The sequence below is a fragment of the Haloarcula sp. 1CSR25-25 genome, assembly GCF_032027985.1.
Classification (GTDB): domain Archaea; phylum Halobacteriota; class Halobacteria; order Halobacteriales; family Haloarculaceae; genus Haloarcula.
This window is the reverse complement of record NZ_JAHYBW010000002.1, coordinates 627,992-640,357: the sequence shown is the minus strand read 5'-3', so window position 1 is coordinate 640,357 and position 12,366 is coordinate 627,992. Positions and strand designations below refer to the sequence as shown.

General features: G+C 67.4%; 11 protein-coding genes. 3 read left to right on the top strand and 8 right to left on the bottom strand.

Features of this window, described 5'->3' with window-relative positions; genetic code table 11:
- Positions 1-181: 181 nt before the first annotated feature.
- The gene (locus KZ498_RS08400) at positions 182-1,534 is read left to right on the top strand and encodes an ATP-binding protein (protein ID WP_312618240.1); all 1,353 of its coding nucleotides are present in this window, start codon (positions 182-184) and stop codon (positions 1,532-1,534) included.
- Here KZ498_RS08400 and KZ498_RS08395 read toward each other — a convergent pair.
- From KZ498_RS08395 to KZ498_RS08385, 3 genes are all read right to left on the bottom strand, one after another.
- On the bottom strand, positions 1,531-2,250 hold the full coding sequence (locus tag KZ498_RS08395) for a metal-dependent hydrolase (RefSeq protein WP_312618239.1): 720 nt from the start codon (positions 2,248-2,250) through the stop codon (positions 1,531-1,533). The two genes, KZ498_RS08400 and KZ498_RS08395, sit on opposite strands and share 4 nt — an antisense overlap.
- A gap of 49 nt (positions 2,251-2,299) precedes the next feature.
- Complete coding sequence (locus KZ498_RS08390) at positions 2,300-4,876, bottom strand: heavy metal translocating P-type ATPase (RefSeq protein WP_312618238.1); 2,577 nt, start codon at positions 4,874-4,876, stop codon at positions 2,300-2,302.
- Between the two features lie 211 nt (positions 4,877-5,087).
- Positions 5,088-5,351, bottom strand: coding sequence for a hypothetical protein (locus KZ498_RS08385; RefSeq protein WP_312618237.1), 264 nt, complete (start codon positions 5,349-5,351; stop codon positions 5,088-5,090).
- 145 nt (positions 5,352-5,496) lie between these two features.
- Here KZ498_RS08385 and KZ498_RS08380 point away from each other — a divergent pair, with 145 nt between their 5' ends.
- Entirely contained in the window at positions 5,497-6,582 is a 1,086-nt protein-coding gene (locus KZ498_RS08380) for a trypsin-like peptidase domain-containing protein (RefSeq protein WP_312618236.1), read from the top strand.
- 138 nt (positions 6,583-6,720) lie between these two features.
- Here KZ498_RS08380 and KZ498_RS08375 read toward each other — a convergent pair whose 3' ends face one another.
- The 4 genes from KZ498_RS08375 to KZ498_RS08360 all read right to left on the bottom strand — a co-directional run bounded on the left by KZ498_RS08375 (position 6,721) and on the right by KZ498_RS08360 (position 10,654).
- Positions 6,721-7,896, bottom strand: a complete 1,176-nt coding sequence (locus KZ498_RS08375) for a hypothetical protein (RefSeq protein WP_312618235.1) — start codon at positions 7,894-7,896, stop codon at positions 6,721-6,723.
- Between the two features lie 98 nt (positions 7,897-7,994).
- Complete coding sequence (locus KZ498_RS08370; RefSeq protein ID WP_312618234.1) at positions 7,995-8,960, bottom strand: hypothetical protein; 966 nt, start codon at positions 8,958-8,960, stop codon at positions 7,995-7,997.
- Positions 8,957-10,135 carry a DNA primase small subunit PriS gene (gene priS, locus KZ498_RS08365; RefSeq protein ID WP_312618233.1) on the bottom strand — a complete coding sequence of 393 codons (1,179 nt, stop codon included), beginning with the start codon at positions 10,133-10,135 and terminating at the stop codon, positions 8,957-8,959. Before priS ends, KZ498_RS08370 begins: the two co-directional genes overlap by 4 nt.
- A gap of 39 nt (positions 10,136-10,174) precedes the next feature.
- Positions 10,175-10,654, bottom strand: coding sequence for an N-acetyltransferase (locus KZ498_RS08360; RefSeq protein ID WP_312618232.1), 480 nt, complete (start codon positions 10,652-10,654; stop codon positions 10,175-10,177).
- Positions 10,655-10,787: 133 nt separating this feature from the next.
- Here KZ498_RS08360 and KZ498_RS08355 point away from each other — a divergent pair, with 133 nt between their 5' ends.
- The gene (locus KZ498_RS08355; protein WP_312618231.1) at positions 10,788-11,882 is read left to right on the top strand and encodes a DoxX family membrane protein; all 1,095 of its coding nucleotides are present in this window, start codon (positions 10,788-10,790) and stop codon (positions 11,880-11,882) included.
- Between the two features lie 14 nt (positions 11,883-11,896).
- Here the strand turns inward: KZ498_RS08355 and KZ498_RS08350 are convergent, their stop codons facing one another.
- Positions 11,897-12,325: a type IV pilin gene (locus KZ498_RS08350; protein ID WP_312618230.1), complete on the bottom strand. Its 429-nt coding sequence runs from the start codon at positions 12,323-12,325 to the stop codon at positions 11,897-11,899.
- Between the last annotated feature and the right edge of the window lie 41 nt (positions 12,326-12,366).

Below are 12,366 nucleotides of genomic sequence, written 5' to 3'. Positions count from 1 at the left end.
AACCCGCCCATCGAAAACACCCCAGAGCCCGGTAGCGCACTGCCATCCCGGTCAGCGGGACGAGTCGGGAGCGGGCCTGTCACTGCGGACAGCGGTGTCTGGCATCGGCGGTAGCGGGTCCGTCCCCCGCTCGTGGCTGCTAAACCTATTTACAACCCCAGTACAAACGGTGGGGGTGTTGATGTCCCCGGCGACCGTCCTCCTCGTCGCTGCCGAGACTGCCGCCGGTGCGCAGTTACAGGCGGCACTGGAACAGGCGGCAATCGACGCAACGGTCCGTACGACCGACCCCGAACGCGTCGATACGACACTGCTACGGACCCCGACTGACTGCCTCGTGGTCCCGGTGACGTGTGCGGGGATGGCTGGCGGCCATCTGGCGGAGGCGGCCACCGGCCTCTACCCGGACCTCCCCGTGATTATGTACGGCAGCGACGCGGATGGCGGATACCACATTCAGACGGTCGGCGACGACGCTCTCGAATCGCCGGCACTGGCCGGGGCAGTCGGTGCGGCACTCGACAGCAGCGAGACGATGGCCTCTCGGCCCGTCTCACGACCCGAGACGATTCTCGCCACGCTGTTCGAACGGAGCTCCGAGCACCTGTTCGTGAAAGACACCGACAGGCAGTACGTGCTGCTCAACGATTCCTCGTACGCGCCCCCGGAACTGCTCGGCCGGCGAGACGAGGACGGGTTGCCCGCCGGGGCAGCGTATCTCGAGGCGGCACGCGGCGACGACCTGCAGGTCATCGACGACGGGACCGACGTGCTGGACGTCCACGAGTTCTCACCGGCGATGGAGAAACACCTCAGAACATCGAGGGTCCCCTGGCACGACGAGACCGGTGAACTGGCTGGCCTCGTCGGGGTCACCCAGGACATCACCGACCAGCGGGAACGCGAGCGCCTCCTCAGACAGCAAAACGAACGCCTCCGGAAGGTAGCCCTGCTGGCCGCACACGAACTCCGCAACGAGCTCCAGGTGTCGACGGGGCACCTCTCGCAGGTCGATGTCGACGACGAGCACGTGGCGGCCGCCGAGGACTCTATCGACCGGCTCGCCGCCATCGTCGACAAGGTCGTCTCGCTGGCGTCGAACAACTCGCCGGAGTTCGAGCCCGAGGGACTGCGGCTCTCGACGGTCGTCTGGGACGTGTGGAGTTCGCTGTCGCTCGAGGCGGCGTCGCTCGAAGTCACGTCCGATCGGCGGCTGCTGGCGGACGCCGAATCGATGCGGCTGTTCCTTGAGATTCTGCTCTCGAACGCCGTCGAACACGGCGGCGCCGACGTTGCGATTCGCGTCGGTGCCACATCCTCCGGGTTTTTCATCGCGGACGACGGTCCCGGCGTCGACGTCTCGCCTCCGGACCGGGTGCTCGAGGCGGGGTACGCCTCGGAGAAGCACAACAGCGGGTTCGGGCTCTACATCGCCAGCCGGATCGCGAAGGAACACGGCTGGTCGCTGGCCGTCGGTGAGAGCGAGGACGGCGGCGCGCGGTTCACCGTGACCGACGTGGAACGACCCGATTAGAGCTCGAAGGTCTCGTCGCCGTCGAGGACGTGGACCTCGGTGTCGCTACCGGTGCCTTTGACCTCGTTCACGAAGTCCTGCGTTTCGATCTCGATGGGCGGGAACGTGTCGTAGTGCATCGGGAACGCGTGGTCGACGTCCAGCCAGTCGACGGCGACGGCGGCCTGCATCGGTCCCATCGTGAAGTGGTCGCCGACCGGCACCGCCGCGGCGTCCGGTTCGAGGAACGGCCCGATGACGTCGCGCATCTCCGTCATGAGGCCGGTGTCGCCGGCGTGGTAGAACGTCGTCGACTCCTTGTCGCTGATCTGTGTCGGCTTCGTGTCGGAGATGATGAACCCGCCCGGCATCCCGCCGCTGGTGCCGTAGCTGGTGTCCATGCCGTTGGTGTGGTCGGCCCGGTGCATCGTGACGAACGCGTCGCCGATCTCGACGGTGCCGCCGATGTTCATCCCCATGCCGCCGACCGCGTGGAAGTCGCCGAAGTTGTCCTCGCAGTACTCGACGATTTCCGGCGTCGCCACGAGCCCGCTGCCCTCGTAGCGGTCCACGTCGCCGATGTGGTCGGCGTGGCCGTGGGTCAACAGCACGTAGTCGGGGTCCAGTTCCTCGGGGTCCGTGTCGGTCTTGGGGTTGTCGAAGAACGGGTCGATGAGCAACTCGGTGTCGTCGACTGTGACGTGCCACGTCGAATGGCCGTACCATGTAAGGTCCATGTCAAATCACGCTACTCGCGGTGCCTACTTAATAGTACACCGGGCCGGGCTAGGAATCGTGGCCATCGTCGGGTCGGATTCGCGAGAGCCGCATCGCGTTACCGGTCACGGCCGTCGTCATGCCGGCGTCGCCCGCAAGCACGGCGACCCAGATGGGGACGTAGCCGAACGGAACGGCGAGGGCGAGACCGGCCTTGACCGCCAGGCTGGCCCAGATGTTCTGTCGGATGACGCCGTTGGCGTCGTTCGCCAGTTCGTACAGGTACGGGAGCTTCGAGAGGTCGTCGCTCATGAGCGCGATGTCGGCCGTCTCGAGGGCCGTGTCCGTCCCGGCGGCCCCCATCGCGACGCCGACGGTCGCGCTCGCCAGCGCCGGCGCGTCGTTGATACCGTCACCGACCATCGCCACTCCGTCGTGCTCCTCGACGAGGTCCTCGATAGCGGCGACTTTCTCGTCAGGCAAGAGTTCGGCCTGGTAGTCGTCGACGCCGACCTCCCGGGCGATAGCCCCCGCAGTGCGCTCGTTGTCGCCGGTGAGCATCACCGTCCGCTCGACGCCCAGGTCGCGGAGCCGGGAGACGGCGGCTTTCGCCTCCGGGCGCACCTCGTCGGCGACGGCGATGATCCCTTCTATCTCCTCGTCCGTGCCCACGATGACGACCGTCTTCCCCTCGGCCTGGAGTTCCGGCACCGTGTCATCGAGCAGGTCAAGGCAGTTGTTGCGCTCACAGAGTCGCTGGGCCGTTTTCGTGACGACGCCGCCGTCGGTGGTCGCGTGGACGTGCGAGAGGTCGAAACCGAGGTCGTCGAACAGCCCCGGCTTGCCGGCGTAGTGGGGCGTCCCGTCGAGGTCCGCCCGGACGCCCTTGCCGGTGATGCTCTCGAAGTCGTCGATTTCGGCGCTCTCGACGCCGGCAGTCCCCGCCCTGGCGACGATGGCCTCGCCGATGGGGTGTTCGCTCCGCTGTTCGAGCCCGCGGGCACACTGCAGGACCTCCGCCTCCGTGTTCCCGTTCAGCGGAATCACGTCGGTGACGGTCAGTTCGCCTTTCGTCAGCGTGCCCGTCTTGTCGAAGGCCACCACGTCGACTGCCCCCATCGCTTCGAGGTGGTTGCCGCCCTTGATGAGCACGCCGTTCTTCGCGGCGCTGGTGATGCCCGAGACGACGGAGACGGGCGTCGAGATGACGAACGCGCAGGGGCAGGCAAGCACCAGCAGGGTCAGGCCGTACACGAAAGCGGTCGACCACGCCACCCCGAGCACAGCGGGGGTCGTCAGCGTCACGAGGACGGCAAAGGCCACGACGACCGGCGTGTAGTACGACGAGAAGCGCTCGACGAACTGCTCGCGCTCGGTCTTGTTGGACTGGGCGTCCTCGACCATCTGGACGATACGCGAGAGGGTGTTGTCGCTGGCCGCCGCCGTGACCTGCACTTCCAGGTACCCCTCCTCGTTGACCGTCCCGGCGTACACCTCGTCGCCCTCGGTCTTGTCGACGGGGACGCTCTCGCCGGTGATGGGGGCCTGGTTGACGGCGCTGGTCCCGTCGACGACCTCGCCGTCCATCGGAATCTTCTCCCCGGGCCTGATGACGACGACGTCGCCGACCTGCACGTCGTCGACGGGGACTACTTTCTCGACCCCGTCGCGCTTGACCGTCGCTTCGTCGGGCGAGAGGTCCATCAGTTCCTCGAGCGAGTTCCGTGCGCGGTCCATCGAGTAGCGTTCCAGCAGCTCCGCGACGCTGAACAGGAACGCCAGCGTGGCGGCCTCGAAGTACAGCGCCTCGCCGAAGGCCAGGCTCGCGGTCAGCGCGCCGAGGATGGCGATGGACATCAGCAGGTCGATGTCCAGATTCAGGTTTCGCAGGGAGTAGTAGCCGTTGCGCAGGATCTCCTGGCCGCCGGTCGCCACGCCGACGAGGAACAGGACGTCGGCGACGTGCAGCGCCGACCCGAGCACGCTCCCGACCTGTGCGTTCGCACCGGGTAGCAGGAACTCGAATAGGAGCCCGAACGCGACGAACACGCCGCTGACCCAGGTCTTCAGCGCCCGCGGACTGGTCCAGAGCGAGCCGTCCCCGTCAGTCTGTCCGCCTGCCGTCTCGTTTGCTCCCGTCGTCTCCGTGACCTCGTAACCGGCACTCTCGATGGCCGCCACGAGGTCCCGTTCCGTCGTCGCCGCCCGGTCGTACGTGACGACGGCCGTCCCGGTCGTCGGGTGCGTCTCGACGGCTCTGAGACCGTCGACGCCCCCGAGTGCGCTCTCGACCTTGCCGGCACAGGAGGCACAGTCCATCTCCGGGACGCTGAACCGCAGCGTCTCGCCGCCGTCGTCCGCGACGGTGTAGCCCGCCGCTTCGATGCGCGCTACTATCGCGTCCACGTCGGTCTCGGTCCCGTCGTACTCCACGGTGAGCCGACCCGTGGCTATCTGCGGGTCGACGGCCTCGATGCCCGACAGTTCGCGGACGCTCGACTCCACTTTCCCCGCACAGGATGGACAGTCCATCTCCGGGACTGACAGCTGTGCGACGTGGGCCCCGTCACGCGGGTCCGCCGGGGGGCCGTCGGCACGCGCGCCGTCGCACCCGCCGCCATCCGAACAGCTGTCGGGTTCCGTCATTACCGGCGCTAGGCCGCCCCGACTTATTAATTCGTCTGCTAAGGGTGCGGCCGAAAGTGGGATTGATTAATAAAATAGGTCGCATTATTTATTAACTCAGGCGGTATCGGCCGGGCTGTTGGTTGTCCCTATCCGGATTGTCGGTGGTTACTCCCAGTTGGTGCCGACACCGGGGTCGCCACATCCCGGCAGGTCGCTACACCAACCCGTATCAGTCGAACGGCGTCATACGGGTCGGCTTCCCCTGTGCGTAGCGGATCCAGCGCCGCATGTGCCGGCCGACCGCCCAGAACAGCACGACAGTCATCGCCAGCAGCGCCGCAAGAAAGACGATTCCCAGCCGTATCGGCTCCTCGGTCGGGAGCCCGATGAGGAGGACAATCGTCCCGACGAGTGCCATCTCGACGCCACATCGAAGGCCTGGCAACACGAACCCCGGCGTCGGCGTCTTCGTTCCCGATGAGTCCTCTGCCATGCCCCCTCGTATGAGAACGGGACAATTGTAGTTTATGCCCGTTCTCGGGGTCGACCTGGACGGCGACACAGCCATCGAACAAATGCGCCGCGACAACGGCGGGGCTTGACCGTGCCTTTTTCGCAGCCCGGGCCTACGCCCCAATATGAAAGAGTCTCTCACGCGCCGGGCGATGTTGGGTGCCCTAGGGACAGCCGCCGCGGCAACGGCCGGCTGTCAGAGCCCCGGGACCAGCAGCGAATCAGACGGTGGCACCGCCGACCAGTCGGCGTCGACCGACGCGGTCGCTCAGTCCGAAAGCGTCTACGCCGACGTGTATCGGGAGGTCGCCGACGCCGTCGTCTCGATCAGAGTGTACTCCGAGACCGCCCGTGGTGGGCAGGGGAGCGGCTTCCTCATCGACGACGAACACATCGTCACGAACGAACACGTCGTCGCGGGCGGGGACGAGTACTACGTCCGCTTTGCGGACACTGGATGGCGCTCTGCCTCCGTCGTCGGCGCGGACGTGTACAGCGACCTGGCGGTCCTCCGAATCGGCGCGACGCCGGACGTGACGCCCCTGTCGTTCGTCGAACGCGAGGTGACGGTCGGGACCGAAGTCGTCGCCATCGGGAACCCGTTTGGACTCTCTGGCTCGGTGTCCGCGGGCATCGTCAGCGGCGTCGACCGGACGCTCCAGGGCGCCAACAACTTCTCCATCGCGGACGCGGTCCAGACCGACGCGCCGGTCAATCCGGGCAACAGTGGCGGACCGCTGGTCACCCTTGACGGCGACGTGGTCGGCGTCATCAACTCCGGCGGCGGCGACAACGTCGCGTTCGCCATCTCGGCCCCGCTCACCCAGCGCGTCGTGCCGTCGCTCATCCAGACCGGCGACTACGACCATCCGTATATGGGCGTCGGGCTCCGGAGCGTCTCGCCGCGTCTCGCCGAGGCGAACGACCTGGACCCCGCGTCGGGGGTGTACATCGACCGCATCCTCGACGGCGGCCCGGCGGCGGGCGTGCTGCAGGGAAGCGACGGAAGCACGGTGGTCTCCGGGACGGAGGTCCCTGTCGGCGGTGACGTGGTCAGACAGATGGACGACACGCCGACGCCGACGCGACAGGCACTTGGAAGCTTCCTCGCGCTGGAGACCAGCCCCGGCGACACGGTCGACGTGGCCGTCGAACGGGACGGAACGCGGGAGACGGTCGAGCTCACGCTCGGGACCAGACCGGAGCCGTAACGCGCTCCGTCGGCCGGACACCCCCACGCGTGGCATCTCCGGAGCCCACCCTGTTCGCGACGGCTCCCATCGGCCACGAGGAAGCCGACGGCGGCCAGCAGTAGCCTCACCGGGAGCCCTGCGGCCGGCGCGCCGTAGTTACCGGCCGAGGCTGGTCGAGAACAGCTCTCCGCCGTCCGGCGCGCGAACGGTGACCGTGACCACCGGCCCGAGTTCGCGAGCGGCGGCCGAGTCGGGACGGTCGCCCGTCGCGCGGAGCGTGCCGTCGGCGTCGACCCAGAGGTACAGCGTGCCGTCGCGGAACGGGTCGTCGAGCGTGGCCTCGTACAGCGTCCCGTTCGAGACGACCGTGACGATGGAGCCCGCGGGCGCGGCGTCGCCGTACGTATGGACCAGTTCGACGCTGCTCTCGTCGAAGCCGAACACGTCCATCCCCACGGTGAGCGAGGCGCTCGGCGGGACGGCGGCCAGCCAGGCGGGTCGCTCCGGCGGGTCCGAGCCGAGCCGCTCGACCGCGTATGACGTGTGATAGACGTTCCCGGTACCGTAGTTCGCCGTCGTTTCGGCGTACCTGATGACGCCGTTCTCGTCGATCCGGAGGGTCGAGGTCGTGTCGTCGATGTCGTCGCCGGCGACACGGTCTATCGACGCCTCCAGGGTGACGACGCGCACGCCGTCTCGCTGGTCGACGCTCGTCACCTCGTACTCGTCGGCGGCGAACTGGATGTCACGCTGGAGTCCGCTGTACCAGATGAGTGACTCCGGGGGGTAGAGGCGCGGCTGGCTCCGATAGGTCGCGCTCCCGGCCTCGACGTGTCTGGTGACCATCGTCGTCGTGTTCAGCCATACGGCGTTGCCGGTGACGCTCTCGTTGCCGTCGGAGTCGTAGCCGTAGGACGTCCCGTTCTGGTAGGCGATTTCGCCGCCCGGCCCGGCGGTGGTGTGGACGACGAGCCGGTTGCTGACCGACCCGTTGTAGGTACTCACGACGGTCTGATTGAGCATGTAGCCCCCGGCAAGCAGTTCGCGCTGGTGTGCGCTCATCAGTGCGACGGGGTTGACGATGCCGTCGCGCGTGACGCCGGGCGCGAGTTGCCGGTCGTCGACCGGTGGGTCAGTCTCCGTGGTGGTCGGTGGCGAGGTCTGCGTGGGGTTCGGCGTCGACGTCACCGCCGCAGTCTCAGTTTCCGATGGCGGGACGGCTCCCGACGGCGTCTCGGTCGGTGTTGCTGTCTCCGTCGCGTCTCCGAAGAAGCCGGAACAGCCAGCGAGGACCACGACGGCCGCGAAGGCAATCGGTCGAACCCCGTTCATGCGGGATAATATAAGCTGAGCTACATTATAGCTGCTGGTGCCCGCCACTGTCGGCACTCCAAGCGGAGACAATCTGTCCACAGATAGGTCGAAGCGGGCTATTCCAGCGGTTCCGCGGCGTCCTGTTCGACCAGCGGGTCGGCGTTGTCGGCCGGCAGGGTCACCACGTCGTCCGTCGAGAGGTCGTACTCGCGCTGGTCGACGCCGAATATCTCGCCCACGTCGTCCGTGATGCGGACCGTCCGTCGGTCCACGTCGGCGCCACCAGCCGTGTCAGGACCCGCCGGAGACGTGTCGCCGCCGTCGGCCGCCGGTCCGGGGTCGCTACCGGCCTCAGGCGGAGGTACCGGAACGTCGTCGCCGCCGGCCGGCACCTCCGCGGAATCTGGCTGGCTGCCGGCAGGCGGATTGGTGTCCGGGTCGGGTGGCGGCGTCGGTGCGTCGGGTTCCTCGGCCGGCGACTGGGCCCCGCCGCTGCCCATCATGTCGGCCGCGTCGACGCCCGAGTCCGGCGTCGATGCCGGGTCTGCCGCACTGGCCGTTGCGTCGTTCGCCGTCCGGTTGGGACCCGGGTCTTCCACACCGGTCGTTGCGTCGTTTGCCGCCTGGTGTGGGTCCGGGTCGGGAGCCTTGGGCTCCTCCGAGTCCGGCTCGTCGCCGACCGCGCCGGTGGGGGCCTCCCCCGCAATCACGTCGAGGACGTGGCCCCGGTTGGACTCGATGGCCCCGACCATCGTCTCGAACAGGTCCCGCTCCTCCCGTGTCAGGCCGTCGTCCTCGGTCGGCATGTCCGCCGCGGCCAGCGACGCCATCTTGACGATTTTGCCGACGCGGCGCTCGTAGACGGCTTCGACAGTCTGTTCGGCGGTCTTGATATCGTCGGTCAGACGGTTGACCTCGGGCGAGTCGAACGGGTCCTCGGCGCGCTCGGCCGCGCGGTCGCGCTCCGTCCGGAGCTGTTGAATGAACTGTCCGGCGTCCTCGTAGAACGTCTCGCGCAGCTGCTGGAGCTGGTCGGTCTGGCGCTCGCGCGATTGGACGGACTGTAGCTCGTCTACGTTCATTCCTTCCCCTTCTCGGCACGCCCGCGGGCCATGAGAAACACGCCCACGTGCTCTGGTACAGTCTCATTACCCGCCTCCAGTGTAAAGCTATCGCCATCCAGTTCGACGAGGCCCCCGTCGGTCACCTCGACGGTGATGTCGTGGCCCCGGAACGTCTCCGGCACGGGGTCGACGAGCGGGTCGAACGCGTCGAGGTCGTCGCGGTCGATGCGCTGGACCTCCAGCCCGCTGCCGCCGTGTAGCGAACCGGGCAGGCGGATGAGCCGGTTCGTGTCCGTCGTCACCGGTTCGTCGATCGGCGCGTTGTCCGCCGCGACCACCTCGTGGAGCAGAATCTTCGCCAGCTGGTAGAACGCGGGGTGGACGTCGATGTTGCCGGCCTCCAGCTGTTCGTAGTTCGACCGGGCCGCGTTCAGCGCCGCCGTCGCCTTCCCCTCCCCGATGCCGTCGTACTCCTGTAGCCGGTCCAGCGCGGCCGCCTCGTCCATCGCGAGCAGCTCGTCGACGACGGCGAGCATGTGACCGTGCGCGCGAGCGCTCCAGCCGCCTTCGGTCGAGAGCGTCCGCTTCTGTGCCGGGCTGGACCGGCCGGCCGTGCCGGCGACGGCCTCCTCGTCGACGAGCTCGTCGAACTCCAGGCCGATACCGCGGACGTAGTCGACGATCTCCCGGCGCGCGTCCCGCTCCAGGTGGCGGATGCGCTCGTCGCGGACGTGGACGTGGTAGCCACGGCCCCCGGAGAAGACGACCGTCAGGTCCTCGAAGCCGAAATCGTCCTCAAGAAAGTCGAGCAGCCTGAACAGCGCGTCCTTGCACTTTCCGAGCATCTCGGCGTAGCTGTCCTCGCCAAGTACCACGGAGGGCAGGTGGTCGGCGTCGAGGTCGAACACGAGGTCGGAGTTGCGCCAGCCCTTGTCCGACATCGTCGAAGCGCTCGGCTCGTCGTAGCGGCCCGCGGAGAAGTAGACGTGACGCGGTTTTCGGCGGCCGAGGAAGTCCTCGATTTCGCCGAGGTCCAGCAGCGAGCGATGACGAACCATCGTTTCGCCGGGGCCGTCGGTCCACGGGATGAACCCCCATTCCCGTTCGTTCGCGGCCGGCGGCGGCGTTACCGACGCCTGTCTGTAGTGGTCGCCGAACCGGCCACGGAGGTACGCGCGGGTCCGCTCTTCCATCGGCTACCTCGTTGGGGAGGTCCCTTGAAAAGCGTTCGCTTAGCCGCGCAGGAACTTCGACAGTTTGTCCGTGATCGAGTCCTCGCCGAGCTTGAGGTAGTAGGCGTCGCCGCCGTCCTCGTAGTAGTTGTCGATGCGCCGCCGGACCTCGAAGCCGATGTGTTTGTAAAAGCCCAGCGCCTCCCGATTGGTCGCCCGGGCGTGACAGGTCACGCTGCCGTAGTCCTCGGCGACGCGGGCGACGAGCCGCTTGCCGAAGCCGTGGCCCCTGTACTCGTCGTCGACTGCGAGAAAGAGAATATAGCCGTCGCGTCGAACCGCGGCGAAGCCGATGAGGCGGTCAGCCGACCGGTCGATGTAGAGATAGGTGGTCGACCGGCGGTAGGCGTTCCGGAAGAACCCCCGCCGCTGTCGGAGGACCCCGTCGGACTCGCGGATGTCCTCCTTGAGCCGCCACGCCGCGTCGACGTGTTCGTCGTCCCCCCGCTCGACGATCTGTGTCTCGATGTTGACGCTCACTGCCGTATAAGTAGTAGTGGAGTGGGTATAATTCCACCGCCTGCTGGGACGGGTCGCTGGTGGGGCTATTTCACCGCCCAGTATCACGGAACGGACGAACAGGATTAGGTAGCCAGCGCACGAATTATCAGGCATGGACACTCGTATCCCGGGTTTCGCCGGCATCGTCGCACTCGGTCTCACGCTCCTTTCGCGACCCGCGTCGGCACACGTCGACTACGTGACCGAGGGGCCGGGCGACGCGCTCGACGCGCTCGACTTCGCGCTGTCCGTCCTCTCCGATCCGGTGAACGCGGCTATTTTCGGCGTTTCGGGCCTTGCAGTGACTGGTGGCCTCGCGGCGTACATCTGGATCCGGCCGACGATTGCGGACATCGTCATCCTCCGGGACGTCCTGGTCGGCTACTCGGACCTCGTGCCGTGGATGCTCCGACTCAGCGTGGGGCTGCCTCTCGTCGGTGCTGGGTTCCAGGGATATCTGTTCGCCCCGACGGTGACGTTCGACCCGAGCACGAACCCGGTCGCTCGTGTCCTGTTCATCGGGCTGGGGTTCACGCTCCTGTTCGGGCTTGCGACCCGTATCGTCACGACGATCGGGCTTTTGACCTTCGGCTGGGCGTTGAGCGTCGACCCCGGCGTCGTCCTCGCGATGGAGTACGTCCCGGCGTTCCTGGCGCTGTTGATTCTGGGCGGTGGTCGCCCGAGCGCTGACCACATGCTCCAGCAGGTCGCCGGCACCGACGGGACCTACTACAGCCGCGTCGACCCGGTCCACCATCTCAAGGGCTTTCTGGACGTGACGACAGCGCGGTACCGCGAATACGTCCCGGTCATCGTCCGCGTCGGCATGGGCGTGACCTTCGTCTACCTGGGGCTGATCCAGAAACTCGCCGACCCCGGCCGGGCGCTGCTGGTCGTCGAGAAGTACGACCTCACCGCCGTCGTGCCCGTCGACCCCGGAATGTGGGTGCTCGGTGCCGGCCTGACCGAGATGCTGGTCGGCCTTGTGTTGATCGCCGGGTTCATGACCCGCGGGGCGGCGGCTGTCTCATTTGTCCTGTTCACCACGACGCTGTTCGGCCTGCCGGACGACCCGGTGCTGGCGCACATCACGCTGTTCGGCATGGCGTCGGCGGTGTTCACGATGGGCGCCGGGCCGCTCTCCTTTGACGACTGGTTCGGCCGGCCGGCAGGGGCCGACCAGGAGACCGGCGTCTCGGCGGACTGACCCTCCGCCGCCGGTCAGGTCGTGCCGTTCCACTGGTCCAGCTGGGTCCGGTTCCCGCTCGCGTTGTGGTATATCCGTATGGTGTCCTGGCCCCTGACCCGCTGTCCGTAGGCGCTCCCGTTGCTCAGTTGCACGATGTCGCCGGGCCCGACGGCCGCGGCGGGCTCCCGGCCGGCCACTTCGGCCCAGGTGACCCGCGTGTCGGGCCCCTCGAACTCGACGTTGCCGGCTTCGAACTCGTCGCCACGCTCGTGGGTGACGATGAGGGCATCGTTGGTCGCGATGTAGTCGTAGCTGAAGTTCGCCTGCGGGCCGCCGTCGTCCTCCCCAATGACGAGGACGTTCAGTCCGACGATAGCCGTCACGAGCAGCGTCAGCCCGACGAGCACAGCGACGCCGATGCCCTCTGTCATCCCGACCGCGTCAGTGCTGAACCGTCCCATAGCCGTCTATCGACCCCAATGTGAGACAGCGTTAAATGCTG

Bases quoted from the DNA above. Each gene is read 5' to 3' on its own strand.
- KZ498_RS08400 (WP_312618240.1), top strand. From the start codon at position 182: ATGTCCCCGGCGACCGTCCTCCTCGTCGCTGCCGAGACTGCCGCCGGT.
- KZ498_RS08395 (WP_312618239.1), bottom strand. From the start codon at position 2,250: ATGGACCTTACATGGTACGGCCATTCGACGTGGCACGTCACAGTCGAC.
- KZ498_RS08390 (WP_312618238.1), bottom strand. From the start codon at position 4,876: ATGACGGAACCCGACAGCTGTTCGGATGGCGGCGGGTGCGACGGCGCG.
- KZ498_RS08385 (WP_312618237.1), bottom strand. From the start codon at position 5,351: ATGGCAGAGGACTCATCGGGAACGAAGACGCCGACGCCGGGGTTCGTG.
- KZ498_RS08380 (WP_312618236.1), top strand. From the start codon at position 5,497: ATGAAAGAGTCTCTCACGCGCCGGGCGATGTTGGGTGCCCTAGGGACA.
- KZ498_RS08375 (WP_312618235.1), bottom strand. From the start codon at position 7,896: ATGAACGGGGTTCGACCGATTGCCTTCGCGGCCGTCGTGGTCCTCGCT.
- KZ498_RS08370 (WP_312618234.1), bottom strand. From the start codon at position 8,960: ATGAACGTAGACGAGCTACAGTCCGTCCAATCGCGCGAGCGCCAGACC.
- priS (WP_312618233.1), bottom strand. From the start codon at position 10,135: ATGGAAGAGCGGACCCGCGCGTACCTCCGTGGCCGGTTCGGCGACCAC.
- KZ498_RS08355 (WP_312618231.1), top strand. From the start codon at position 10,788: ATGGACACTCGTATCCCGGGTTTCGCCGGCATCGTCGCACTCGGTCTC.
- KZ498_RS08350 (WP_312618230.1), bottom strand. From the start codon at position 12,325: ATGGGACGGTTCAGCACTGACGCGGTCGGGATGACAGAGGGCATCGGC.